General features: G+C 67.0%; 22 protein-coding genes and 1 pseudogene. 13 read left to right on the forward strand and 10 right to left on the reverse strand.

Translation table 11 applies throughout. The features are described from left to right. From glcE to proC, 4 genes and pseudogenes are all read left to right on the forward strand, one after another. Nucleotides 1-604 (forward strand): annotated as a pseudogene (gene glcE, locus G3N99_RS11585) (glycolate oxidase subunit GlcE); the annotation flags it as partial. Between the two features lie 3 nt (nt 605-607). Further along, nucleotides 608-1,834 carry a glycolate oxidase subunit GlcF gene (gene glcF / locus G3N99_RS11590; protein ID WP_174947409.1) on the forward strand — a complete coding sequence of 409 codons (1,227 nt, stop codon included), beginning with the start codon at nt 608-610 and terminating at the stop codon, nt 1,832-1,834. Between the two features lie 143 nt (nt 1,835-1,977). Continuing rightward, nucleotides 1,978-2,676: a YggS family pyridoxal phosphate-dependent enzyme gene (locus G3N99_RS11595; protein WP_206122457.1), complete on the forward strand. Its 699-nt coding sequence runs from the start codon at nt 1,978-1,980 to the stop codon at nt 2,674-2,676. 51 nt (nt 2,677-2,727) lie between these two features. After that, on the forward strand, nt 2,728-3,540 hold the full coding sequence (proC, locus tag G3N99_RS11600) for a pyrroline-5-carboxylate reductase (RefSeq protein WP_206122458.1): 813 nt from the start codon (nt 2,728-2,730) through the stop codon (nt 3,538-3,540). Between the two features lie 163 nt (nt 3,541-3,703). On the opposite strand, the gene ubiA is transcribed toward proC, so the two are convergent. From ubiA to recG, 6 genes are all read right to left on the reverse strand, one after another. After that, the gene (ubiA, locus tag G3N99_RS11605; RefSeq protein ID WP_174939253.1) at nt 3,704-4,567 is read right to left on the reverse strand and encodes a 4-hydroxybenzoate octaprenyltransferase; all 864 of its coding nucleotides are present in this window, start codon (nt 4,565-4,567) and stop codon (nt 3,704-3,706) included. Nucleotides 4,568-4,842: 275 nt separating this feature from the next. After that, on the reverse strand, nt 4,843-5,331 hold the full coding sequence (locus G3N99_RS11610) for a Dps family protein (protein WP_206122459.1): 489 nt from the start codon (nt 5,329-5,331) through the stop codon (nt 4,843-4,845). Between the two features lie 132 nt (nt 5,332-5,463). Further along, entirely contained in the window at nt 5,464-5,589 is a 126-nt protein-coding gene (locus tag G3N99_RS42365) for a hypothetical protein (protein ID WP_277396357.1), read from the reverse strand. 119 nt (nt 5,590-5,708) lie between these two features. Further along, the gene (katG, locus tag G3N99_RS11615) at nt 5,709-7,895 is read right to left on the reverse strand and encodes a catalase/peroxidase HPI (RefSeq protein WP_206122460.1); all 2,187 of its coding nucleotides are present in this window, start codon (nt 7,893-7,895) and stop codon (nt 5,709-5,711) included. A gap of 643 nt (nt 7,896-8,538) precedes the next feature. Continuing rightward, the gene (locus G3N99_RS11620; protein ID WP_011351000.1) at nt 8,539-9,498 is read right to left on the reverse strand and encodes a hydrogen peroxide-inducible genes activator; all 960 of its coding nucleotides are present in this window, start codon (nt 9,496-9,498) and stop codon (nt 8,539-8,541) included. A 125-nt stretch (nt 9,499-9,623) separates the two neighbouring features. After that, nucleotides 9,624-11,951 (reverse strand): ATP-dependent DNA helicase RecG, encoded by a 2,328-nt coding sequence (gene recG, locus G3N99_RS11625; RefSeq protein WP_206122461.1) that lies wholly within the window; start codon nt 11,949-11,951, stop codon nt 9,624-9,626. A gap of 167 nt (nt 11,952-12,118) precedes the next feature. On the opposite strand from recG, the gene queA reads away from it, so the two are divergent. The 6 genes from queA (at nt 12,119) to G3N99_RS11655 (ending at nt 19,894) form a co-directional block, all read left to right on the forward strand. Continuing rightward, a complete protein-coding gene (gene queA / locus G3N99_RS11630) occupies nt 12,119-13,198 on the forward strand; it encodes a tRNA preQ1(34) S-adenosylmethionine ribosyltransferase-isomerase QueA (RefSeq protein WP_206122462.1) in 1,080 nt (359 codons plus the stop codon). A 90-nt stretch (nt 13,199-13,288) separates the two neighbouring features. Continuing rightward, nucleotides 13,289-14,476, forward strand: a complete 1,188-nt coding sequence (gene tgt, locus G3N99_RS11635) for a tRNA guanosine(34) transglycosylase Tgt (protein ID WP_011350997.1) — start codon at nt 13,289-13,291, stop codon at nt 14,474-14,476. 245 nt (nt 14,477-14,721) lie between these two features. Continuing rightward, nucleotides 14,722-15,045, forward strand: coding sequence for a preprotein translocase subunit YajC (gene yajC / locus G3N99_RS11640; RefSeq protein ID WP_006476868.1), 324 nt, complete (start codon nt 14,722-14,724; stop codon nt 15,043-15,045). 106 nt (nt 15,046-15,151) lie between these two features. Then, nucleotides 15,152-17,176 carry a protein translocase subunit SecD gene (secD, locus tag G3N99_RS11645; protein WP_011350996.1) on the forward strand — a complete coding sequence of 675 codons (2,025 nt, stop codon included), beginning with the start codon at nt 15,152-15,154 and terminating at the stop codon, nt 17,174-17,176. 16 nt (nt 17,177-17,192) lie between these two features. Beyond that, a complete protein-coding gene (gene secF, locus G3N99_RS11650) occupies nt 17,193-18,143 on the forward strand; it encodes a protein translocase subunit SecF (protein ID WP_011350995.1) in 951 nt (316 codons plus the stop codon). Between the two features lie 206 nt (nt 18,144-18,349). Further along, the gene (locus tag G3N99_RS11655; protein ID WP_206122463.1) at nt 18,350-19,894 is read left to right on the forward strand and encodes a S41 family peptidase; all 1,545 of its coding nucleotides are present in this window, start codon (nt 18,350-18,352) and stop codon (nt 19,892-19,894) included. A gap of 19 nt (nt 19,895-19,913) precedes the next feature. Here the strand turns inward: G3N99_RS11655 and G3N99_RS11660 are convergent, their stop codons facing one another. From G3N99_RS11660 to G3N99_RS11675, 4 genes are all read right to left on the reverse strand, one after another. Continuing rightward, nucleotides 19,914-21,191, reverse strand: a complete 1,278-nt coding sequence (locus G3N99_RS11660; protein ID WP_206122464.1) for an MFS transporter — start codon at nt 21,189-21,191, stop codon at nt 19,914-19,916. Between the two features lie 185 nt (nt 21,192-21,376). Beyond that, nucleotides 21,377-21,958 carry a YceI family protein gene (locus G3N99_RS11665; RefSeq protein WP_174984106.1) on the reverse strand — a complete coding sequence of 194 codons (582 nt, stop codon included), beginning with the start codon at nt 21,956-21,958 and terminating at the stop codon, nt 21,377-21,379. Between the two features lie 65 nt (nt 21,959-22,023). After that, a complete protein-coding gene (locus G3N99_RS11670) occupies nt 22,024-22,584 on the reverse strand; it encodes a YceI family protein (protein WP_011350991.1) in 561 nt (186 codons plus the stop codon). 8 nt (nt 22,585-22,592) lie between these two features. Then, nucleotides 22,593-23,153, reverse strand: coding sequence for a cytochrome b (locus G3N99_RS11675; protein ID WP_206122465.1), 561 nt, complete (start codon nt 23,151-23,153; stop codon nt 22,593-22,595). A 258-nt stretch (nt 23,154-23,411) separates the two neighbouring features. On the opposite strand from G3N99_RS11675, the gene G3N99_RS11680 reads away from it, so the two are divergent. The 3 genes from G3N99_RS11680 to G3N99_RS11690 all read left to right on the forward strand — a co-directional run. Next, nucleotides 23,412-24,077, forward strand: coding sequence for a paraquat-inducible protein A (locus tag G3N99_RS11680; protein ID WP_174947825.1), 666 nt, complete (start codon nt 23,412-23,414; stop codon nt 24,075-24,077). Then, nucleotides 24,074-24,703, forward strand: a complete 630-nt coding sequence (locus G3N99_RS11685; RefSeq protein WP_088926392.1) for a paraquat-inducible protein A — start codon at nt 24,074-24,076, stop codon at nt 24,701-24,703. The genes G3N99_RS11680 and G3N99_RS11685 overlap by 4 nt, the downstream gene beginning before the upstream one ends. Continuing rightward, a partial coding sequence (locus G3N99_RS11690; RefSeq protein ID WP_206122466.1) for an MlaD family protein occupies nt 24,696-26,305 on the forward strand: 1,610 nt, incomplete at its 3' end. The genes G3N99_RS11685 and G3N99_RS11690, both read left to right, overlap by 8 nt.

A 26,305-nucleotide genomic window follows, 5' to 3' on the forward strand; every position in this document is an offset into this window, starting at 1 on the left:
TCTCGACCTGTCGATCAAGGTGCTGCCGATGCCCGTCGCCGAAGTCACGCTGAAGTTCGAGATGACCGCGACCGACGCGGTGCGCAAGCTCAACGAATGGGGCGGCCATCCACTACCCGTCAGCGCGAGCGGGTGGCGCAACGGCACGCTCGTGCTGCGCCTGTCGGGCGCCGAGGCGGCCGTGAAATCGGCGAAGACGCTGCTCGGCGGCGAAGTCGTCGACGCGGTCGAGGCCGAGCGCTTCTGGGCCGGCCTGCGCGAGCATACCGACCCGTTCTTCAACGGCATCCCGCCCGGCTATGCGCTGTGGCGCCTCGCGCTGCCGTCGATCACCGAACCGATGCACTTGCCCGGCACCCAGCTGATGGAATGGGGTGGCGCGCAGCGTTGGTGGATCACCGACGCCGACGCGCAGACCGTGCGGATGAGCGCGAAGCAGGCCGGCGGCCACGCGACGCTGTTCCGCGCGGGCGACGCGTACGACCGCAGCGCGGGCGTGTTCACGCCGCTCCCCGCCCCGATGATGAAAATCCACCGCGGGCTGAAGGCCGCGTTCGATCCCGCGCGCATCTTCAACCGCGGCCGGCTCTACCCGGATCTCTGAGCGATGCAAACGAACCTCGCCGATTTCATCCGCAATACGCCCGACGGCGACGAAGCCGACGCGATATTGCGCAAGTGCGTGCATTGCGGGTTTTGCACCGCGACCTGCCCGACCTACCAGTTGCTCGGCGACGAACTCGACGGCCCGCGCGGCCGTATCTACCTGATCAAGCAGATGGTCGAAGGCGCGCCCGTCACGCGCAGCACGCAGCAGCACCTCGACCGCTGCCTCACGTGCCGCAGTTGCGAGACGACCTGCCCGTCCGGCGTCCAGTACGGCCGGCTCGTCGAGATCGGCCGCAAGCACGTCGAGGCGCAGGTACAGCGCCCGGTGCAGCAGCGTCTCGTGCGCCGCGTGCTCGCGAGCCTCGTGCCGAACGCCGCGCTGTTCTCGCCGGTGATGCGGCTCGGCCAGCACGTGCGTCCGCTGCTGCCGAAGCGGCTGCGCGACAAGGTGCCGCCGCGCACGCGGCTGCTCGAATGGCCGCACCGCACACATACGCGCAAGATGCTGATGCTCGGCGGCTGCGTGCAGCCGTCGATGCTGCCGAACATCAACATCGCGACCGCGCGCGTGCTGGACGCGCTCGGCATCGAGACGGTCGTCGCGCCCGATGCGGGCTGCTGCGGCGCGATCCGCCTGCACCTGAACTATCACGACGAAGCGCTCGACGACGCGCGCCGCAACATCGACGCGTGGTGGCCCCATGTCGAACAGGGCGTCGAGGCGATCGTGATGAATGCGTCGGGCTGTGGCGCCACCGTGCTCGAATACGCGCACCTGCTGCGCGACGACCCGGCCTACGCGGAGAAAGCGCAGCGCATCGTGTCGCTCACGCGCGACATCTCGGACGTGCTGCTCGCGTTCGAGGCCGAGCTCGCAACGCTCGCGCGGCGCCGCGCGATCCATACGGTCGCGTACCACCCGCCGTGCACGCTGCAGCACGGCCAGCAGTCGCGCGGCAAGGTCGAACGCCTGCTCGAGACGCTCGGCATCGACGTGCGGCTGCCGGCCGACAGCCATCTGTGCTGCGGGTCGGCCGGCACCTATTCGCTGACGCAGCCGTCGCTGTCGTACCGGTTGCGCAAGCAGAAGCTGCTGAAGCTGCAGGCGCTCGAACCGCAGATGATCGTCTCCGGCAACGTCGGCTGCATCGCGCACCTGCAGAGCGGCACGCAGATTCCGGTCGCCCACTGGATCCAGCTCGTCGAGCATCTGCTGTACGGCTAGGGCTAGGGCTAGGGCCCGCGCATGCGAATGACGGGTGGGCGCTGGGCGTCGCGCACGGCGTCCGTATAATGGGCGGATCGATGCGTCGCGTGCCGCGGCGCCTCCGCACCATGCCTGCTTCCGTGCCTGCTTTCGTACCCGTCATGTCCGATCTCGCCGCCCGTCTCGAATCCGTTCATCGCCGCATCGCCGACGTCGCCCGCGCGGCCGGCCGCGATCCCGCCACCGTGTCGCTGCTCGCGGTGTCCAAAACATTTCCCGCCGACGACGTGCGCGCCGCGCATGCGGCCGGGCAGCGTGCCTTCGGCGAAAACTACGTGCAGGAATCGATCGACAAGATCGATGCGCTCGCCGACCTGCGCGCGGACCTCGAATGGCATTTCATCGGGCCGCTGCAGTCGAACAAGACGCGCCCGGTTGCCGAACGCTTCGACTGGGTCCATTCGGTCGACCGGCTGAAGATCGCGCAGCGCCTGTCGGAGCAGCGCCCCGCGCACCTGCCGCCGCTCAACGTGTGCGTGCAGGTGAACATCAGCGGCGAGGCGTCGAAGAGCGGCGTCGCGCCGGCCGACGTGGCCGAGGTTGCGCGCGCAGTCGCCGCGCTGCCGTCGCTGCGGCTGCGCGGCCTGATGGCGATTCCCGAACCGGCCGGCGACACCGAAGCGCAACGCGCGCCGCATCGTGCGATGCGCGCACTGTTCGACACGTTGCGCGCCGACGGCCTGCCGCTCGACACGTTGTCGATGGGCATGTCCGCCGATCTCGACGCGGCCGTGCTCGAAGGCGCGACGATCGTACGCGTCGGCACCGCGATCTTCGGCGCGCGCGATTACTCGCACTGAACGTCGCACTCTTTCCGCCCTACCGTTCACTCACTCGCTCATTCGGACATCATGAAAATCGCATTCATCGGCGGCGGCAACATGGCCGCGGCCCTGATCGGCGGCCTGATCAAGCGCGGCGTCGCCGCTGACGGCCTGTATGCCATCGACGTCAACGAAGAGGTGCGCGCCCGCGCCGCCCAGCAGTTCGGCGTACGCACCGGCGCGGCCGTCGACGCGACGCTCGCCGACTACGACGCGGTCGTGCTCGCGGTGAAGCCGCAGGTGCTGAAGGACGTCGCGCAGGCGCTCGCGCCGCACCTGAAGTCGCAGCTCGTGATCAGCATCGCGGCCGGCATCCGCGGCAGCGATCTCGCGCGCTGGCTCGGCGACTACGCACGCGTCGTGCGCACGATGCCGAACACGCCCGCGCTCGTCGGCATGGGCGTGACGGGCCTCGCCGCGCTGCCGGGCGTCGACGCGGCAGGCCGCGAACTCGCGTCGAACGTGCTCGGCGCGGTCGGCGAGATCGTGTGGTTCGACGACGAGTCGAAGCTCGACGCCGTCACCGCGATCTCGGGCAGCGGCCCGGCCTATGTGTTCTATTTCATCGAAGCGCTGCAGGAAGCCGCGCGCCAGCTCGGCATGAACGACGAACAGGGCCGCGCACTCGCGGTCGCGACGTTCACGGGCGCCGCGCAACTCGCCGCGCAATCGGGCGAGCCGGCGAGCGTGCTGCGCGAGCGCGTGACGTCGAAGGGCGGCACGACGGCCGCCGCGCTCGCGTCGTTCGATGCGCAAGGCGTGAAGGATGCGATCGTGCGTGGTGCGCTTGCAGCCGAAGCACGCGCGAAGGAAATGGGCGACGAGCTCGGCCGCGCGTAAGCGCGTCTGCGGCGCCAACCCGGCGCCTGCTGTGCTGGACGTGCCGGGCGCCCCACCCCGTCACGCTGATTTGCACGAACAACAAAAAAGCGGCCCAGGCCGCTTTTTTTGTGGTTGCCGAATTCCGCACGGCATACCGCCTGCGGCAGACAAATCGCGAAACTCAGCTCCCTGCCAGCAGATAATGCACGGCGATCCCGGCGAACAGCACGCCGCCGAGCCAGTTGTTGTGGCGGAACGCCGCGAAGCACGGCATCCGCTCGCGGTCCTTGATCAGCGTGTAGTGATACAGCGCGCAGCCGACCGCCGCCGCCCAGCCGGCCCAGTACGCGAGGCCGAAACCGAGCGTCACGCCGATCCACACGTAGATGCCGAGCGTCACCGCATAGCACAGCATCACGGCCGCGACGTCGAAGCGTCCGAACGTCAGCGCGGACGTACGGATCCCGATCTTGATGTCGTCGTCGCGATCGACCATCGCATATTCGGTGTCGTACGCGACCGACCAGAAAATGTTCGCGGCCAGCATCACCCACGCGATCGTCGGCACCGTGTCCTGCACGGCCGCGAACGCCATCGGGATGCCGAAGCCGAACGCGATGCCGAGATACGCCTGCGGAATCGCGAAGAAGCGCTTCATGAACGGATACGAGCCCGCGACGAACAGCGCGACGACGGACAACTGCTTCGTCAGCGTGTTGAGCGGCAAGATCAGCAGGAACGAGATGAATGCGAGCCCGACCGCGATCGCGACGGCTTCCCACGCGCGGATCTTGCCCGACGTCAGCGGCCGGTCGGCCGTGCGCTTCACGTGGCGGTCGAAATCGCGGTCGGCGTAGTCGTTCATCGCGCAGCCGGCCGAGCGCATCAGCAGCGTGCCGAGCGAGAAGATCACGAGCAGCGGCCAGCGCGGGTGGCCGTCGGACGCAATCCACAATGCGTTGAGCGTCGGCCACAGCAGCAGCAGGCTGCCGATCGGCTTGTCCATCCGGACGAGCCGCAGATACAAGGGAAAGCGGGCAAGCATGGCGAAGCACCGGAAAGATAACCCCGGCATTTTAGAGCCGAGCGGTGCTTCGCGTCATGTCGGCGCGACCCGCGGGCGGTAGCGGCCGGACGCCAGCGCGCTGCCCGTGCCCGCTGCACATGGCCAAGCCGCGCCGCGCATCAATCAAGGGACAGAGCTGGCGCACATGCGGATCCGTCCGGCGCACGGGCCTGGGCTCGATCCAATGCGTGCGGATCAATCAGGGCCAGAGCTAGTGTGCGCAGGCTTCAGCCAGCCTGCCGCACGTTGCACGCCTACGCGAGCAGCGACCGCAGCATCCACGCGGTTTTTTCGTGAATCTGCAGGCGCTGCGTCAGCAGATCGGCGGTCGGCTCGTCGCTCGCCGCATCGGCAAGCGGAAAGACCGCACGCGCGGTACGCACGACGGCCTCGTGCCCTTCGACGAGCTGACGGATCATGTCTTCGGCCACCGGCACGCCTTTCGCCTCCGGCACCGACGACAGTTTCGCGAAATCGCCGAAGGTGCCCGGCGCGACGACGCCGAGCGTACGAATGCGTTCGGCAACCGAATCGACCGCGAGCCAGAGTTCGTTGTACTGCTCCTGGAACATCAGGTGCAGCGTGTTGAACATCGGGCCCGTGACGTTCCAGTGGAAATTGTGGGTCTTCAGGTACAGCGTGAACGTATCGGCGAGCAGGCGCGACAGGCCTTCCGCGATCTTCTTGCGGTCCTTGTCGCCGATGCCGATGTTGATCTGGGCAGCATGAGTCTTCCTGGACATATTCTGGACTCCTTATTCAATGAACCGGAGCAATGAAAGCGAATCGGGTTACCTGCCTGTTGATACCGCACTACCGACACCGCACTACCCGCGCACGGCTCGCCACTACGCGTGGCGCGTGAAACACCGCGCTCAGGCGATCGCGTGCAGCGCCTGCGACACCAGTTCGGCCGCACCGCCGATGACGATAGCGGATCCGACAACGTATCGCGCGACCTCGCCCGGCGTCGCCAGTGCAGCGCGCATGTTCTGCATCATTTGCGTCATGATCGTCACTCCTTCAACAAGACTTAGGGTCAGGAAGAAACGGCCGGTCGGACGACCGGCCGTTTCCCGTTACTGCACTACTGCTTCACCGCACTAATACGCGGCGACGCTTACGCGAGGTCGAAGCGGTCGAGGTTCATCACCTTGTTCCAGGCCGCGACGAAGTCGTGCGCGAACTTCTCCTTCGCATCCGCGCTGCCGTACACCTCGGCCAGCGCACGCAGTTGCGCGTGCGAGCCGAAGATCAGGTCGACGCGCGAGCCCGTCCACTTGACCTGGCCCGTCGCACGATCGCGCCCTTCGAACACGTCGTTCGCGGCCGACACCGGCTTCCATTCCGTGCCCATGTCCAGCAGGTTCACGAAGAAGTCGTTCGTCAGCGCTTCCGGACGGTCGGTGAACACGCCCTGCTTCGCATCGCCGGCGTTCGCACCGAGCACACGCAGGCCACCGACGAGCGCCGTCATCTCGGGCGCGGTCAGCGTCAGCAGTTGCGCCTTGTCGACCAGCAGCGCCTCGGCCGGGGTCTGGTACGCGTGCTTCAGGAAGTTGCGGAAACCGTCCGCGACCGGCTCGAGCACGGCCATCGCTTCAATATCGGTCTCTTCCTGCGTTGCATCCGCACGGCCCGGTGCGAACGGCACCGTCACCGCGACGCCCGCGTTCTTCGCTGCCTGCTCGACACCGGCCGCACCGGCCAGCACGATCAGGTCGGCGAGCGACACCTTCTTGCCACCCGTCTGCGCGTCGTTGAAGGCCTTCTGCACGCCTTCGAGGGTCGCAAGCACCTTCGCCAGTTCAGCCGGACGGTTCACTTCCCAGTCTTTCTGCGGCGCCAGGCGGATACGCGCACCGTTCGCACCGCCGCGCTTGTCCGACCCGCGGAACGTCGCAGCCGACGCCCATGCGGTCGACACGAGCTGCGCCACCGACAGGCCCGAGGCGAGCACCTTCGCTTTCAGCGCCGCGACGTCGGCGTCGTCGATCAGCTTGTGGTCGACGGCCGGAATCGGGTCCTGCCACAGCAGATGCTCGGCCGGCACGTCCGGGCCGAGATAGCGGGCACGCGGGCCCATGTCGCGGTGCGTGAGCTTGAACCAGGCGCGCGCGAACGCGTCGGCGAACTCGGCCGGGTTCTCGTAGAAGCGGCGCGAAATCTTCTCGTAGGCCGGATCGAAACGCAGCGACAGGTCGGTCGTCAGCATCGTCGGGCGATGCTTCTTCGATGCATCGAATGCATCCGGAATCACGTCGCCTGCATCCTTCGCGACCCACTGGTGCGCGCCGGCCGGGCTCTTCGTGAGCTCCCACTCGTAGCTGAACAGGTGCTTGAAGAAGTCGTTGCTCCACTGCGTCGGCGTCGACGTCCACGTGACTTCGAGGCCGCTCGTGATGGCATCCTTGCCCTTGCCCGTGCCGAACGTGCTCTTCCAGCCGAGGCCCTGCTCTTCGAGGCCCGCGGCTTCCGGCTCGGCGCCGACGTTCGACGCCGGGCCGGCGCCGTGCGTCTTGCCGAACGTGTGGCCGCCCGCGATCAGCGCGACCGTCTCTTCGTCGTTCATCGCCATCCGTGCGAACGTCTCGCGGATGTCATGCGCGGCGGCGACCGGGTCGGGGTTGCCGTCCGGGCCTTCCGGGTTCACGTAGATGAGGCCCATCTGCACCGCGGCGAGCGGGCTTTCGAGATCGCGCTTGCCCGAATAGCGGCTGTTCGGGCCGCCGCTCAGTTCCAGCCAGATCTTTTCCGAACCCCAGTACACGTCGTCCGGTTCCCACGTATCGACGCGGCCGCCGGCATAGCCGAAGGTCTTGAAGCCCATCGATTCGAGTGCGACGTTGCCGGTCAGGATCAGCAGGTCGGCCCACGAGATGTTGCGGCCGTACTTCTGCTTGATCGGCCACAGCAGGCGGCGCGCCTTGTCGAGGCTCACGTTGTCCGGCCAGCTGTTGAGCGGCGCGAAGCGCTGCTGCCCGCCGCCCGCGCCGCCACGGCCGTCGGCCGTGCGGTACGTGCCGGCGCTGTGCCAGGCCATGCGGACGAACAGGCCGCCGTAGTGGCCGAAGTCGGCCGGCCACCAGTCCTGCGACGCCGTCATCAGCGCATGCAGGTCCTTCTTCACCGCCGCAAGATCCAGCTTCTTGAACGCTTCGGCGTAGTCGAAATCCTTGTCCATCGGATCGGACAGCGCCGAATGCCGGTGCAGGATGTTCAGGTTAAGCTGATTCGGCCACCAGTCCTTGTTCGTCGTGCCGCCACCAGCGGTGTGGTTGAACGGGCACTTCGTTTCGTTCGACATGCGATTTCTCCTTGGCTTGCTCGTATGACTCCACTCGTTCGCTCCGGCGGCATGCCGGGTGCGGTGGATGGAGTGTCATTGCGGGGATGGGAAACGGAACAGGTTGGTCCTCCTGTCGTACTACGGGATGTCGTGCGAGACCTGTGGCGCGCGCGCCCGCTGCGATGTGCGGCAGGCGGGACGCTCGGGGAACCGGCTGCCGGCAGGCGTCGTGCCGGCGCTGCGGGCGGTATTCCAGCTTTCGGACATGCGATGCTCCCTCATGGCTTGACGGCGGGTGAATCGGGGGAACACTGAACCGGCGCGCGGCGGCGTTCAGCCACCATACACACGGTCCGCCAGGTACGCGAACGCAATCGGACGCAGGCTGCGAACGGCCGCCCTGGCGCGATGTACGACCGCGTCGCGCGACGGGATGTTCCGCTGCGCGTGCTGCAATACCGACCGCATCATGACATCCTCCTTTGGCGCTTGCATTCAACATGCGGACCCGTCGTCGACACGACGCCGATCCATGTAGAAGATTCTATATTCACCTATCGCTTATTTGAATTTGATTAATTTCATCTATGCGATAGAGAAAAATAAACGGGGTCGCAAGACCCCGTTCATCGTGTTGCCACACGCGCATGCCGCTGCGTGCTCAGTTCATCGTTGCCGGCATGTCCAGCTTCGCGACGCCCGGCAGTTCGCACGCGGCAATCGCGTCGCTGATCGCGTCGATCGCGGGCATCCGCGTAAAGCTCTTGCGCCACACGAGCACCACGCGGCGATCGGGCACCGGTTCGTTGAAGGGCACGTACGACAGCAGTTCGGCATCCGGGCCGTTCGCGCGCGGGCCGACTTCGGCGACCGACATGCGCGGCAGCACCGTGATACCGACACCGCTCGCAACCATGTGGCGGATCGTCTCGAGTGACGAGCCCTCGAAGGTCTTCTGGATGCCGTCGGCCGTCTGCGAGAAGCGCATCAGCTCCGGGCACACGCCGAGCACGTGATCGCGGAAGCAGTGGCCGTTGCCGAGCAGCAGCATGGTTTCCTGCTTGAGATCCTCGGCGTCGATTTCCTCGCGCTTTTCCCACGGATGGCCGGCGGGCAGCGCGACGACGAACGGTTCGTCGTACAGCGGGCGCACCATCAGGCCGGTTTCCGGAAACGGCAGCGCCATGATCGCGGCGTCGATCTCGCCCTGCTTCAGCAGTTCGAGCAGCTTCAGCGTGTAGTTTTCCTGCAGCATCAGCGGCATCTGCGGGACGCGCTGGATCATCTGCTTGACGAGCGTCGGCAGCAGATAGGGCCCGATCGTGTAGATCACGCCAAGGCGGAACGGGCCGACCAGCGGGTCCTTGCCCTGCTTCGCGATCTCCTTGATCGCGAAGGTCTGCTCGAGCACGCGCTGCGCCTGCGTGACGATCTGGTCACCGATCGGCGTCACGCTCACTTCGCTCGCGCCGCGTTCGAAAATCTGCACGTTGAGCTCGTCTTCGAGCTTCTTGATCGCCACCGACAGCGTCGGCTGGCTCACGAAGCATGCTTCGGCCGCGCGGCCGAAATGCCGTTCGCGCGCGACCGCGACGATGTATTTCAATTCAGTCAGCGTCATTGTGGGTCAATCAGAGATATACAAGCGATAGGTTTAATTTATACACCCTGTGACACCGGTTCGCCAAGTTTCTCTGCATCGGAATGCTTCAAACGGCGGTTTTAAATCCGGCCCCGACCCGCGAATCAGGCCTTCAGATACTGCTCCCGCGCGCCGAGCCAGCGCGCGAGATGCTGCGTGACGATCTCGGGATACGCGGCAATCAGCCGCGTCGCGGCCTCGCGGGCCGGATCGATCAGCCAGCCGTCGGTCTCGAGGTTCGCGAAGCGCAGCATTGCCGCGCCCGACTGGCGGGCGCCGAGGAATTCGCCGGGGCCGCGGATCTCGAGGTCGCGCCGTGCGATCTCGAAGCCGTCGGTCGTCTCGCGCATCGTCTTCAGCCGCTCGCGGCCGGTGAGCGACAGCGGCCCCGTGTACAGCAGCACGCACACCGACGCGGCGGTGCCGCGCCCGACCCGGCCGCGCAGCTGGTGCAGCTGCGCGAGGCCGAAGCGCTCCGCGTGCTCGATCACCATCAGTGACGCGTTCGGCACGTCGACGCCGACCTCGATCACGGTCGTCGCGACGAGCAGCTGCACGTCGTTGCGCGTGAACGCTTCCATCACGGCCGCCTTGTCGGCCGGCGACAGCCGGCCGTGCACCAGCCCGACCTTCAGCTCCGGGAGCGCGGTGGCCAGCGTCTCGTAGGTCTCGACGGCCGTCTGCAACTGCAGCGTCTCGCTCTCCTCGATCAGCGGGCACACCCAGTACACCTGGCGCCCGGTCAGCGCGGCCTCGCGCACACGTGCAATCACCTCCTCGCGCCGCGCATCGCCGACGAGGCGTGTCAGCACGGGCGTGCGGCCCGGCGGCAGCTCGTCGATCGTCGAGACTTCGAGATCGGCGTAATACGTCATCGCGAGCGTGCGCGGAATCGGCGTGGCCGACATCATCAACTGGTGCGGTTGGAAGTCGCGCGCGCCGTTGGCCGCATTCGCGGCCTTCGCACGCAGCGCGAGCCGCTGCTCGACGCCGAAGCGGTGCTGCTCGTCGACGATCACGAGGCCGAGCCGCGCGAATTCGACCGTGTCCTGGATGATCGCGTGCGTGCCGATTACGAGCTGCGCGGTGCCGAGCGCGGCCGCCTCGATCGCCGCGCGCTTCTCCTTCGCCTTCAGGCTGCCCGCGAGCCACGCGACCGTGACGCCGAGCGGCTCGAGCCACGCGCGCAGCTTGCGCGCGTGCTGTTCCGCGAGGATTTCGGTGGGCGCCATCAGCGCGGCCTGGTAGCCGGCGTCGATCGCCTGCGTGGCGGCCAGTGCCGCGACGACGGTCTTGCCGCTGCCGACGTCGCCCTGCAGCAGGCGCTGCATCGGGTGCGCGAGGGTTAGATCGTTCGCGATTTCGTCGACGACGCGCGCCTGCGCGCCCGTCAGCGTGAACGGCAGCGCGCCATAGAGCCGCGTCGTCAGTGAATCGGCATCGGTCGCGGTGCGGCGCGGCATCGCGGGCGCCGCGCGTGTGCGGCGCTCCTCGTGCGCGCGCTTGAGCGACAGCTGCTGCGCGAGCAGTTCCTCGAACTTGATGCGCGTCCACGCCGGATGCGAGCCGTCCATCAGCGCGGCTTCGTCGGAATCGACGCGCGGGTGATGCAGGATGCGCACCGCCTGCTCGAGCGTCGGCACGTCGAGCGGCAACAGGTAGTCGCGCTGGATCTCGGGCGGCAGCAGTTCGGGCAGCGGCGTGCGCTCGACCGCATTCTCAATCGCCTTGCGCAGATAGGCCTGCGACACGCCGGCCGTGCTCGGATAAACGGGCGTGAGCACCTGCGGCAGCGGCGCATCGGCTTCGACGACGCGCACCGCCGGATGCACCATCTCCATCCCGAAGAAACCGCCGCGCACGTCGCCGCGCACGCGCAGGCGCTGGCCGACGGCCATCTGCTTGACCTGCGAGCCGTAGAAATTCAGGAAGCGCAGCACGAGGTGCTCGCCGTCGTCGTCCTGGATCTTCACGACCAGCTGGCGGCGCGGCCGGTACGCGACCTCGTTGTCGAACACGACGCCTTCGGTTTGCGCGATGCCGCCCGGCAGCAGCTCGCCGATCGGCGTGAGCGTGGTTTCGTCCTCGTAGCGCATCGGCAGATGCAGAACGAGATCGATCGAGCGTGTGAGGCCGAGCTTCGCGAGCTTGTCGACGGTCTTCACGGGTTTATCGGCGGCCGGCTTCTTCTTGCGCTTCGCGCCGGCCGCACCCGCTGCGTCGCTCGCGGCGTCATCGGCATCGGGCGCGGCGGCGGCCGGCTGCGCGAGCCTGCCGTCGGCGCCGCGCTTCGGGCCGGCGCGACGCGGCGCGGCACGCTCCGCGGAACCACGCTCCCCCGCGCTTTGCGCAGGTAGCGCGACATCCTCCGCGTCGAACGGATCGGCGGAATCGGCAACGGCGGCGGGGGAACGGCGTGGTGACACAGGCATCGGATCGTCTGGGTGCTTCGCAAGGCAAGTACAATAGCGGCTTTCACGTCGTCCGAACGAACGACGCCGGCCAGGCCGCGCATCCCGTCATCATAGCGGCTCGCGCGCCCCATTTACGCGTTTCCGCCCTGCCGGCGACGCCCGCCGGCCGCTTCGAACCAGCCCGCATGTTCACGCTTTCCGATTTCGATTTCAATCTGCCGCCCGAGCTGATTGCTCAAACCGCGCTGCCCGATCGCACCGCGAGCCGCCTGCTCGAGGTCGACGGCACCGTCGCGCCCGCACGCCTGGTCGACCGCCATTTCACCGAGCTGCCGTCGTGCATCGCGGCCGGCGACCTGCTCGTCTTCAACGATACCAAGGTGCTGAAGGCGCGTTTCTTCGGCCAGAAGGCCAGCGGCGGCAAGATCGAGGTGCTGATCGAGCGCGTGACCGGCACGCACACGGCGCTCGCGCAGATCCGCGCGAGCAAGTCGCCGGGCGCCGGCACGACGCTGCGCCTCGCCGATGCGTTCGACGTGACGGTCGGCGAGCGCGTCGACCCGTTCTTCACGCTGAACTTCCCCGAGCCGTGCCTCGACCTGATCGAACAGTACGGCCGCCTGCCGCTGCCGCCCTATATCGAGCACGACCCGGACGCGACCGACGAGACGCGCTACCAGACCGTCTACGCGAGCAATCCGGGTGCGGTCGCCGCACCGACGGCCGGGCTGCACTTCGACCAGCCGATGCTCGACCGGCTCGACGCGATGGGCGTCGAACGCGCGACGCTGACGCTGCACGTCGGCGCCGGCACGTTCCAGCCGGTGCGCGTCGACAACATCGCCGAGCACAAGATGCACAGCGAGTGGTACGACCTGCCGCAGTCGCTCGTCGACAAGATCGCGGCAACTCGCGCACGCGGCGGCAACGTGATCGCGGTCGGCACGACGTCGATGCGCGCACTCGAAGCCGCCGCGCGCGCAGCCGATGAAGCGGGCCGCCCGCTCGCGGCCACGCAGGCCGAGACCGACATCTTCATCACGCCCGGCTATCGTTTCCGCGTGGTCGACCGGCTCGTCACGAACTTCCACCTGCCGAAGTCGACGCTGCTGATGCTCGTGTCCGCGTTCGCGGGCGTCGAGACGATCCGCGCCGCGTACCGGCACGCGATCGAGCAACGCTACCGCTTCTTCAGCTATGGCGATGCGATGCTGCTCACGCGGCGCGACGCGCCGGAAGCCACCGGCGTGCAAACCGGCGCCTGACCACGACACACCCTTTTCCCCGCCGCCGGGTGCCCGGCGGCGTTTCCAACATGCGCCGGACTGTTTTCCGGTAGCGAGGAGAATGACGCGATGACCGAAGGCTCATCCCACGATACGCACGCCCCCGTGCAGGACCGCCCGGCGAACGGGCTCGAATTCGAACTGCTGACGACCGACGGCCATGCGCGCCGCGGCCGCGTGAAGCTCAACCACGGCGTGGTCGAGACGCCGATCTTCATGCCGGTCGGCACGTACGGCACCGTGAAGGCGATCCAGCCGCGCGAGCTGCACGAGATCAAGGCCCAGATCATCCTCGGCAACACGTTCCACCTGTGGCTGCGCCCGGGCCTCGACACGATCGACGCGCACGGCGGCCTGCATGCGTTCATGGGCTGGAACAAGCCGATCCTGACCGACTCGGGCGGCTTCCAGGTGTTCTCGCTCGGCGACCTGCGCAAAATCACCGAGGACGGCGTCACGTTCGCGTCGCCGATCAACGGCGACAAGCTGTTCCTGTCGCCGGAAGTGTCGATGCAGATCCAGAAGGTGCTGAACTCCGACGTCGTGATGCAGTTCGACGAGTGCACGCCGTATGCGACCAACGGCGTGCCGACCACGCACAAGGAAGCGGCCGACTCGATGCGCATGTCGCTGCGCTGGGCGAAGCGCTCGCTCGACGAGTTCAACCGGCTCGGCAACCCGAACGCGCTGTTCGGGATCGTCCAGGGCGGGATGTTCGAGGACCTGCGCGACGAATCGCTCGCGGGCCTCGCGGAACTCGGCTTCCACGGCCTCGCGATCGGCGGGCTGTCGGTCGGCGAGCCGAAGGAAGACATGATGCGCGTGCTGCGCCACGTGGGCCCGAAGCTGCCGGCCAACAAGCCGCACTACCTGATGGGCGTCGGCACGCCGGAGGATCTGGTCGAAGGCGTCGCCAACGGTGTCGACATGTTCGACTGCGTGATGCCGACCCGCAACGCGCGCAACGGCTGGCTGTTCACGCGCTTCGGCGACGTGAAGATCCGCAACGCGACGCACAAGAACTCGCTGAAGCCGCTCGACGCGAGCTGCACGTGCTACACGTGCCAGAACTTCTCGCGCGGCTACCTGCATCACCTGCACCGCGTCGGCGAGATCCTCGGCGCGCAGCTCAACACGATCCACAACCTGCACTACTACCTGCAGCTGATGAGCGAGATCCGCGAAGCGATCGAGACCCACACGTTCGACGCGTTCCGCCAGCGCTTCGCGGAGGATCGCGCCAGAGGGGTCGACTGACGGACGGGCAGCCGCGCGGGTGGCCCGATGGGCGGCCCGTCACATGGGACGTGTACTAAATAACGCGGCCCAACTGTCGAACCCGACCGCCAAATATTACAATTACCTTTCCAAACAAGTCGCAACGGTACCGGTTCGCGCTTTAACAGCTTGATCCGAAAGCGCATTTGCCGATCCGTTTGCGCATGGGGCCGGTGGTAGAATAACCGGCTTATTTTTCGATCTTCCCCTACGGAGAGACCAACGTGCCGTTCATTTCCAACGCGTTCGCCCAAGGTGCCGGTGGCGCCGAATCGAGCCTGATGAGCTTCCTGCCGCTCATCCTGATGTTTGCCGTGCTCTACTTCATCATGATCCGTCCGCAGATGAAGCGTCAGAAGGAGCATCGCAACATGCTCGCGGCCATGGCCAAGGGCGACGAAGTCGTCACGAGCGGCGGCCTCGTGGGCAAGGTGACGAAGGTCACCGAAGGCTACATCGGCGTCGAGATCGCCGAAGGCACCGAAATCACCGTGCAGAAGGCTGCGGTCACGACCATTCTGCCGAAGGGCACGATCAAGTCGCTGTAAGCCCTTCACCGAGCGTCCGGCTCCCCGCGCCGTGCCTGCCTGAGAGAGCGGGCCGCCGCGGCGCCGGACGCGACGCTTTCACGCCAACCACCCGTTCGGCTCCCTCATGAATCGTTATCCACTCTGGAAATATGTCGTGATGGTCGTGGCGCTCGCCATCGGCCTTCTGTACACATTGCCCAACTTCTTCGGCGAATCGCCGGCGGTGCAGGTGTCGAGCGGCAAGGCCACGGTCAAGCTCGACTCGACCACGCTGACCCAGGTCGAATCGGCGCTCGCCTCCGCGCAGATCACGCCGGACGACGTCACCTTCGAGAACACGGCGACCAACGCGAACATCCGCGTGCGCCTGAAGGACACCGATACGCAGCTGCGCGTCAAGGACCTGCTGCAGAAGTCGCTGAATGCCGACCCGAACGATCCGCAGTACGTCGTCGCCCTGAACCTGCAGAGCGCGTCGCCGCGCTGGCTGACTGCCCTGCACGCGCTGCCGATGTATCTCGGCCTCGACCTGCGTGGCGGCGTCCACTTCCTGCTCCAGGTCGACATGACGGGTGCGCTGACGAAGAAGCTCGATTCCGACGCGTCCGACGCGCGCACGCTGCTGCGCGACAAGAACATCCGCGACGGTGGCGTGAGCCGCGTCGACCAGTCCGTGGTCGTCAACTTCAGCGATGCGCAGACGGCGGAAGACGCCCGCAAGGTGCTCGCGCTGTCGATCACCGAACTGCAATGGGCGACGCAGCCCGGCGGTGGCGGCACGCAAGTCGTCGGCACGTTCACGCCGGCCGTGCAGAAGTCCGTCGAGGACGCCGCGCTCAAGCAGAACCTGACGACGCTCCACAACCGCGTGAACGAACTCGGCGTGTCCGAGCCGATCCTGCAGCAGCAAGGCAGCGACCGCATCGTCGTCGAGCTGCCGGGCGTGCAGGACACCGCGAAGGCGAAGGACATCATCGGCCGCACCGCGACGCTCGAGGCGCGCCTCGCCGACCCGATCAACACGCACCCGAACCCGAACGACCCGGTGCCGCCGGGTGAGGAACTGTTCACGCAGGGCAACCAGGCGCCGGTGCTGCTGAAGAAGGAAGTGATCTTCACGGGCGACCGCATCATCGATGCATCGGCCGGCTTCGACGATCACCAGCGTCCGTCGGTCAACATCCGCCTCGATTCGGCGGGTGGCCGCTCGGTGCGCGCGGTGTCGCGCGAGAACATCGGCAAGCCGATGGCGATGGTGCTGTTCGAGAAGGGCAAGGGCGAAGTGCTGACGGTCGCGACGATCCAGTCGGAACTCGGCGACCGCTTCCAGATCACGGGCCAGCCGACGCCGCAGGCCGCGGCCGACCTCGCGCTGCTGCTGCGCGCCGGTTCGCTCGCGGCTCCCATGGACATCATCGAGGAACGCACGATCGGCCCGAGCCTCGGCGCCGACAACATCAAGATGGGCGTCCACTCGGTGATCTGGGGCTTCTGCGCGATCGCCGTGTTCATGATCGCGTACTACATGCTGTTCGGCGTGGTGTCGGTGATCGGCCTGTCGGTGAACCTGCTGCTGCTCGTCGCCGTGCTGTCGCTGATGCAGGCAACGCTGACGCTGCCCGGTATCGCCGCTATCGCGCTCGCGCTCGGTATGGCGATCGACGCGAACGTGCTGATCAACGAGCGCGTGCGTGAAGAACTGCGCGCCGGCCAGCCGCCGCAGACCGCGATCCAGGCCGGCTACGCGCATGCATGGGCGACGATTCTCGACTCGAACGTCACGACGCTGATCGCCGGCCTCGCGCTGCTCGCGTTCGGCTCGGGCCCGGTTCGCGCGTTCGCGATCGTGCACTGCCTCGGTATCCTGACGTCGATGTTCTCCGCGGTGTTCTTCTCGCGCGGGATCGTCAACCTCTGGTACGGCGGCCGCAAGAAGCTGAAGTCGCTCGCGATCGGCCAGGTGTGGAAGCCGGAAGGCGCCGCTGCCGCCGCATCGTTCTCCGACGCAGACGAATCGACCGACACCGCACGTGCCGCGAAGCTCGCCGCGCCCGCCAAGGGCAACGCGCCGCGCGCCGCCGGCAAGCCGCAGCTGCGCAACCGCGCGCAGCAAGGCGTGTCGCCGAAGAAACCGGGCTCGACCCAATAAGGCCCCGGAGAAGACCATGGAATTTTTCCGCATCCGTAAAGACATTCCGTTCATGCGGCACGCGCTGGTGTTCAACGTGATCTCGCTGGTCACGTTCCTCGCCGCCGTGTTCTTCCTGTTCCACCGCGGGCTGCACCTGTCCGTCGAATTCACCGGCGGGACGGTGATCGAGGTGCAGTACCAGCAGGCCGCTGAACTCGAACCCGTGCGCGCAACGCTCGGCAAGCTCGGCTACGCCGACGCGCAGGTGCAGAACTTCGGCACGTCGCGCAACGTGCTGATCCGCCTGCAGCTGAAGGAAGGCCTCACGTCCGCGCAGCAGAGCGACCAGGTAATGGGCGCGCTGAAGGCGCAGAGCCCGGACGTCACGCTGCAGCGCGTCGAGTTCGTCGGCCCGCAGGTCGGCCGGGAGCTCGCGACCGACGGCCTGCTCGCGCTCGCGTGCGTCGTGATCGGCATCGTGATCTACCTGTCGTTCCGCTTCGAGTGGAAGTACGCAGTGGCCGGCATCATCGCCAACCTGCACGACATCGTGATCATTCTCGGCTTCTTCGCGTTCTTCCAGTGGGAGTTCTCGCTGGCGGTGCTCGCGGCCATCCTCGCGGTGCTCGGCTACTCGGTCAACGAGTCGGTCGTCATCTTCGACCGGATCCGCGAAACGTTCCGCCGCGAACGCAAGATGAGCGTGCAGGAAGTGATCAACCACGCGATCACGACCACGATGTCGCGTACGATCATCACGCACACGTCGACCGAAATGATGGTGCTGTCGATGTTCTTCTTCGGCGGTCCGACGCTGCACTACTTCGCACTCGCGCTGACGGTCGGCATCATGTTCGGCATCTACTCGTCGGTGTTCGTCGCGGGCTCGCTCGCGATGTGGCTCGGTATCAAGCGCGAAGACCTGATCAAGGAAAAGAAGTCCGCGCACGATCCGGACGATCCGAACGCAGGCGCGCAGGTTTAAGCGCCACGCTGCTTCGGCACAGACGAAAAAGCCGGCCCGGTTGGGCCGGCTTTTTTCATGCCCGCGCCACTGCCATGCATCGCGCCGCCCGCTCGCCCTGCCCCGTCACGCGCGTCGGCTACAATCGTGACCGTCCCGCCGCGCCGCCTGCCGGCTGTGCGTCACCGGGACAGCACCTTCGCCCTCCGTTCAAACGTGCGGTTCCGATGATGCCTCCCACGCGTGTCGTTCTTCGCCTTGCCGTTTGCGCAGCCGTCACGGCCGCGCTCCTGCCGTGTGCGTCATCCGTCGGGGCGCAACAGCCGGCGTCCGCCCCGCCCGCTTCTGCACCCGCTTCCCCACCCGCCTCCGCCCAGCCGCCTTCACCCTGCCCGCCCGACTGGGAGCCGCAGATCTGCGAACTCAAGGCGGCCGTCGAAGTGCTGAAGAAACAGCACCTGACCGACATCGACATCGGTGCGCTGCTCGACGCAACGACTCACGCGGGGATCAAGACGCTGCCGTACGCGCGTTTCTTCGACGCGAAGGAGGAGCAGGAGCGGCGCGACGACGAACGGCGCGCGCGCGACGGCACGCCCGGCATCGGCATCGTGTTCGAGACGCGGCCCGACGGGCTGCACATCGTCGACGTGATTCCCGACGCGCCCGCGGAAAAGGCCGGCGTGCGCCCGGACGATCTCGTCGTCGCGATGAACGATACGAGCGTCGTCGGCATCGATCCCGCCGACCTGACCAAACTCGCCAAGGGTGACGCGGGCGTGCCGCTGAAGCTCACGGTCCAGCGCGGCCCGTCGCACGCGGTGCTGAGCTTCGCGCCGGTGCGGACGATCCTCAAGCCGCATCCCGCGACCGCGAAACGGCTCGACGGCGACATCCTGTACACGCGGCTGTCGAGCTTTCCCGAGCCGGCGGTCGGCGACTACATCGATGCGGTGCAGGCGGCACGCCGCGCGGGCCCGCCGGTGAAAGGCGCGATCCTCGACCTGCGCATCAACGGCGGCGGCGCGCTCAATGCGGCGATCGGCATCACCGCGCTGTTCGCGGGCCGCGACCGCACCGCGATGGTGACGGTCGAGCGCGGCGACGCCAACCGCCGCCGCTACACGACCAACTGGCCCGACTACGAATTGCCGGTCATGCACGGGCAGGATCCGCTCGCGCCGCTGCAGGCCGACGACTGGTGGCGCACCGTGCCGCTCGTCGTGCTCGTCGACGGACAAAGCGCGTCAGCCGCCGAGGCGACCGCAGCGGCGTTGAAGGATCTCGGCCGCGCGAAGCTGCTCGGCATGCCGACCTACGGGAAGGGGCTCGCGCAGACGGGCGTCGACCTGATCGACGGCACGCGCCTGAATTTCACGTACGCGCGCAACCTGCGGCCGAACGGCTGCCCGATGGACGGCTACGGCGTCGTGCCGGACTGGCTCGTGCCGCCGCGCCGCGACTCGGACGTCGACGGCGTGCTGCTGTGGTACCGGGAAGCCGATCTCGCCCGCGCGCCGTACGCGGACCGGCTGGCGCCCGATCCGTTCGCGAAGGTACGCAAGGAACGGCAGAAGCTGCGCGAGCAACGTGCGCTCGCGAAAGTCGATACGGCGAAGGGCGCGGCGCTGCCGCAGCGCGAGTTCGGCACGGCAACCGACTGGCAACTCGGGCAGGCGCTTGCCGCACTCGCCGGGCGCCCGGTGCACACCATCGAAGCCAAACCGCAACTGATGCCGGCACGGCCCGTATGCGAGCGCGCCGGCAACTGACGCACGCCGCCCCGCCCGGTTACCGGAACCCGAACCGCTTGCGCAGCACGACCAGCGCCACGAGGCTCAGCACGGCCGCGAACATCAGGTAGAAGCTCGGCGCGGTCTTCATCCCGGTCGCCTTGATCAGCCACGCGATGATGAACGGCCCGAAGCCGCCGAAGATCGTCACCGCGACGTTATAGGCGAGCGACATCCCGGTCGTGCGCGTCTGCACCGGAAACACTTCGGACAGCAAACCCGGCAGCGCCGCGAAGTAGCCCGTCATCAGGAACGCAAGCAGCACCTGCAGCGCGATCAGCGTGCCGAAGCCCGGATGGGCAACCAGGTACGCGAATGCCGGATAGATCAGCACGAGGATGCCGATGGCCGGCGCGATCATCACGCGCACGCGGCCGTAAGTGTCCGACCAGTGGCCGACGAGCGGCGCGAACGCCATCTGGATCACGCCGACGACGAGGATCGCCGCGAACGCGGCCGACGGCGCGAGGCCGAGCTGCTTCACGCCGTAGGTCGGCATGAACAGCACGAGATAGGTCGCGACGGTGCCGAGCACCACCACGCCCATCGCGGCGACCAGACGTGCCTTGTGCGACGCGAACGTGTCGCGCAGCGGATTCGCGGTGCCTTCCGCCGCGAGGAACTCAGGCGTCTCGTCGACCTTCGTGCGGATGTAGTACGCAACCGGCCCGAGCAGCAGGCCGAAGAAGAACGGCACGCGCCACCCCCAGGAAGCCATCTGCGCGGCCGTGAGCTGCGAGTTCAGCACGGTGCCGAAGCCGGCGGCGAGCAGCGTCGTGAGCCCCTGGCTCGCCACCTGCCAGCTCGCGAAGAAGCCGCGCCGGCCCGGCACGTGCTCGGCGAGGAACGCGGTTGCGCTGCCGAACTCGCCGCCGGCGGAGAAGCCCTGCATCAGCCGCGCGGCGACGAGGATCACCGGCGCCGCGACGCCGATCGTCTCGTAGGTCGGCAGCACCGCGATGATCAGCGTGCCGCCCATCATCAGCAGGATCGACAGCGTGAGCGCGGCCTTGCGGCCCTCGCGGTCGGCATACGCGCCGAGCACGATCGCGCCGAGCGGGCGCATGAAGAACGACACGCCGAACGTGCCGAGCGTGAGCAGCAGCGACACGGTGTCGTTGCCGGCCGGGAAGAACAGCTTTGAGATCGTCACCGCGAAGAAGCCGTAGACGACGAGATCGAACCACTCGAGCGCGTTGCCGATCGACGCGGCGACCACCGCGCGCCACACGCGCGGCGACGAGGCAATGGAACGGGACTGCGTGACGGCATGCATCGGCGATCTCCTTGTCGTTGTACGTTCTGTTCGAGGCGGCCGCGCGTGCGCCGTCGGCCTGCCCGGCGCCGGGTACGGCGCTCGGGCGATTATAGGCGCGCAAATAAAAACCGCCGCGCCCCCTGACGGGAACGCGGCGGCGGGCTCGCGGCGGGCCGGCGCGAAGGCCGGCCCGGCCGGCGGGCTTACTGCTGCTTGAGCGCTTCGGCCGTTATCAGCAGCTTCGTCTTCATCTTGAAGCCGTACTGCTTGCCGTAGTCGAGGCCGAAATCGCTGCGGTCGAATTCGCCGACGGCGTCGACACCGCACACTTCACGTTTGAGCATCGGGTGCGGCATGCACTTGAACGAATCGATCTTCAGCGTGACCGGCTTCGTGACGCCATGCAGCGTCAGGTTGCCGACCACCGACACCGGCTTGTCGCCGTCGAACTTGATCGCGCCCTTGTAGTTCGCCTGCGGGAACTTGGCGACGTCGAAGAACTCGGCCGTCTGCAGATGCTCGTCGAGCTTCGTGCTGCCGGTGTGGATCGACGCGATGTCGGTCGTCACGTCGACCGTACCCGTCTTTGCCGCGCGGTCGAGCGTCACGGTGCCGCTCGACTTGTCGAACTTGCCGCGCCAGACCGACAGGCCGCCCATGTGGTCAGCCTCGAAGCTCGGGTACGTGTGGCTCGGGTCGAACTGGTACGTGGCGCTTTCGGCAAAGGCCGAGAACGACAGCGACGCTGCCAGCGCGCCCGCGGCGATGATCAGTTGCTTTTTCAAACTCTTTCTCCTTGGAACGGCGCCGCGCCCTCGCGCGGCGTTCGGGTGAGGCAACAGCCCGCCGCTTACTTGGTGGCGACGAGATGGAACTTGATCTGCACTTCGTCCGCGACGACCGACGTGTCCTTCCACTCGCCAGTGCCGACGTTGAAGGCCGAGCGCTTGATCGGCAGCACGCCGTCGAAGGTCTGCGTCGCGCCGCTCTGCGTGACCGTGACGGGCACCGTGACGTTCTCGGACTTGCCCTTGATCGTCAGCTTGCCGGTCACGTTGTACTTGTTGCCGCCCGCCGGCGCGATCGCCGACGACACGAACGTCGCCTGCGGATACGCCTTCGCGTCGAACCAGTCCTTGCCGGCAACCTGGTCGTTGTACATCTTGTCGCCGAGGTCATAGCTCGCGACGTCGATCGTCATCTGGGCGCTGCCCTGCGCGGCTTTCGCCGGGTCGAACTTCACCTGCGCGGAAAACTTCTTGAACGCGCCTTCTGTCGGCACGTTCATCTGCTTCGACACGGCGGACACCTTGCTCTTCGCGAGATCGACATCGGCGAGCGCCGCGCCCGACGCGACAAGTGACACCGCAGCGAACGCGGTCAGCATGGAGCGGGAGAAAGACACTTTCATGGGATCCTTCATTTGGCAAAGGGGAGCATCCGCGACAGCAGGCCGTCGCGGTCCAACAACTGGTGCTTGAGCGCCGCGACCACGTGCAGCGAAACAAGCGCAAGCAGAATGTAATTCAATGACACGTGAAGCGTCTTGAAGGTTTCCTTCAGCACCGGATCGGGGTCGATCAGCCGCGGCAGCGGCACGATGCCGAGATAGACGACCGGGATGTTCGCCGCCGAGCTGTACAGGTAGCCCGTCACCGGAATCACGATCATCAGCACGTACAGCAGGATGTGCACGCCGTGCGACGCCGCACGCTGCCACGCCGGCGTACCGCCCGGCAGCGCCGGCGGCACGTGGGTTGCACGCCACAGCACGCGGATGACGACCAGCGCGAATATCGTCACGCCCATCCACTTGTGCCACGAGAAGTACTTCAGCTTGGTCGGCGTGAAGCCGGGGATGTCGGTCATCACCCAGCCCATCGCGAACGCACAGACGATCAGCAGTGCAATCAGCCAGTGCAGCGCGATCGCCGTCTGCGTATAGCGTACCGGCCGGGCCGGCAGCGAATTCGATGCCATCTTGGATTCCTCAGTTCAGCGAACAGCCGCGCCGGAGATTGGTCCGACGCTTGTCAAGGGCGCCATGCTACCGCAACCTTTTGACACGCGCGGACTCTGAAGACAGGCACGCCAGCCGGCTGACGGTTTCCTGTCATGTTACCGATCAGTCACCGGACCCGCGATCGTTGACACGCCGAAAAAGGCCTTTTGGTAAGATTGGCGCGGGTTCCGGCCCCGTCGACGCGTCTCCCCAGCCGTCGCACAACTGCCTTTTCCATGCAACGAAACGACCTGATTGCCTGCCACGAGTGCGACGCACTGTTGCACAAACCGCGCCTGAGCGGACGTGAATCCGCGCGCTGCCCGCGCTGCGATGCGCTGCTCTATCGCAACAGCGCCGCGCAGATCGAGCGGATCTGCGCGCTCGCGCTCGCGGCGCTGATCACGTTCACGATCGCGCAGGTGTTCCCGATCCTCGAAATGGACGTGAACGGCAACCGCGTGCAGACCACGCTGATCGGTGCGATCGATTCATTGTGGCACCAGGACATGGCGATCGTCGGCGTGATGGTGTTCTGCTCGACCGTGCTGTTCCCGCTCATCGAGATGGCCGCGCTGCTGTACCTGCTGCTGCCGATCCGGCGCGGCCTCGTCCCGCCCGGCTTCAACCTGGTGCTGCGCGCGATCGAGCTCGTGCGGCCGTGGGGGATGATCGAGGTGTTCATGCTCGGGATCCTCGTCACGATCGTGAAGATGGTGAGTCTCGCAAGGGTCGTTCCCGATGCCGCGCTGTTCGCATTCGCCGCGCTCACGCTGATGATCGCCGTCGTGCTGATGTTCGATCCGCGCACGCTGTGGGACATCGCCGACGACCTGCGCGCCGGGCGTTCGCCCGGGCAGCCCGACGATGCCGCCCCGCTGCCGGGAGCCGCCCGCCGATGACGATCCCGACCGCCGCCCGCGAGGGCTACGCCAGCTGCCACGCATGCGGGCTCGTGCAGACGCTCGACCATCCGCACGCCCACTGCGCACGCTGCGGCAGCGTCCTCCATTTCCGTACGCCGAACAGCCTGATGCGCACGTGGGCGCTGCTGCTCGCAGCCGCGATCCTGTACATTCCCGCGAACCTGCTGCCGATCATGCGTACGGCGTCGATCGTCGGCTCGCAGGAAGACACGATCATGAGCGGCGTCATCTATTTCTGGGTCTCCGGCGACTGGCCGCTCGCCGTCGTCGTGTTCGTCGCCAGCATCCTCGTGCCGATGCTCAAGCTCGGCGTGCTGCTGATCCTCGTGATCAGCGCGCAGCGCCGCACCGCCTGGCGGCCGCTGCAGCGCACGCGCCTGTTCCGGATCGTCGAACGCATCGGCCGCTGGTCGATGCTCGACATCTTCGTCGTGACGCTGACCGTCGCGCTCGTCCATTTTCGTTCGCTCGCCATCATCACGGCCGGCCCAGGCGCGCTCGCGTTCGGTTCCGTCGTGATCCTGACGATGCTCGCATCGATGCAGTTCGATCCCCGCCTGATCTGGGATCCAGTCGAAACCTCAGGGAATCACCATGAATAGTCCACAAGGCCCGCAGCACGACGCGCCCCGGCCGCCCGATCCGACGATCTCGACGAAAAGCGGCTGGCTGCCGTCGCTCGTCTGGCTCGTGCCGTTGATCGCCGCGCTGATCGGCATCGGCCTCGTGATCAAGTCCGTGCGCGAGCGCGGCCCGGAAATCACGATCAGCTTCCACAGCGCCGAAGGGCTCGAGCCCGGCAAGACCCAGGTCAAGTACAAGGACGTCGAGATCGGCATGGTCAAGACGATCAAGCTGTCGAAAGACCTGTCGCGCGTGCTCGTCCAGGTGCAGCTCAAGAAGGAAGCGGAGGACTTCGCGGTCAAGGGCTCGCGCTTCTGGATCGTGCGGCCGCGCGTCGGCGCGACCGGCGTGTCGGGGCTCGGCACGCTGCTGTCGGGCGCCTACATCGGCGTCGACGCCGGGCGCTCGGACGATACGCTGACCGACTTCACGGGGCTCGAGACGCCGCCCGCCGTCACGGGCGACCAGAAAGGCACGCAGTACGTGCTGCGCGGCGATTCGCTCGGTTCGGTCGACATCGGCTCGCCCGTCTACTACCGCCGCGTGCAGGTCGGCCAGGTGGTCGGTTTCTCGCTCGACAAGGACGGCACTGGCGTCACCTTCAACGTGTTCGTCAATGCGCCGTACGACCAGTACGTCGGCGTGAACTCGCGCTGGTGGCAGGCGAGCGGCGTCGACCTGCGGCTCGACTCGAGCGGCCTGAAGCTGAACACGCAGTCGCTCGCGACGGTGATCCTCGGCGGCATCGCGTTCCAGACGCCGCCTAACCAGGGATCCGGCACGACGGCGCCGAACAACACGACGTTCCGCCTCGCGTCCGACGAGGGCGACGCGATGCGCGACCCGGACGGCCAGCCGCTGCAGGTCGTGATGAACTTCAACCAGTCGCTGCGCGGGCTCGCCGTCGGCGCGACGGTCGACTTCCGCGGCATCGTGCTCGGCGAAGTGACGAACATCGGCATCGACTTCGACCCGAAGACGAAGAACTTCCTGATGCCGGTGACGATGAACGTGTATCCGGAACGCCTCGGCCGCCGTTTCCGCGAAACGATCGAGAGCAAGGGCGAACCGGCCCGCCGCGAGATCGTCGAGCGGCTCGTCCAGCACGGGCTGCGCGGCCAGCTGCGCACCGGCAACCTGCTGACGAGCCAGCTGTACGTCGCGCTCGACTTCTTCCCGAAGGCGCCGGCCGTGAAGATCGACACGGCGCGCCAGCCGCTCGAGCTGCCGACCGTGCCGAACACGCTCGACGAGCTGCAGCTGCAGGTCGCCGACATCGCGAAGAAGCTCGACAAGGTGCCGTTCGACCAGATCGGCGCGAACCTGAACAGCGCACTGTCGAACGCCGACAAGCTGTTCAAGCAGCTCGACACGCAGGTCGCGCCGGAAGCGCGCGACACGCTGTCGGCCGCGAAGCAGACCTTCTCCACCGCCGAAGCGACGCTGCAGCAGGATTCGCCGCTGCAGTCCGACGTGCGCGGCGCGCTGAAGGAGCTCACGCGCACGCTGCAGTCGCTGAACGCGCTCGCCGACTACCTCGAGCGTCACCCCGAATCGCTGCTCAAGGGCAAGCCAGGAGA

This window comes from Burkholderia sp. Ac-20392, from assembly GCF_017104585.1.
In the GTDB taxonomy this organism is placed as follows: Bacteria; Pseudomonadota; Gammaproteobacteria; order Burkholderiales; family Burkholderiaceae; genus Burkholderia; species Burkholderia lata.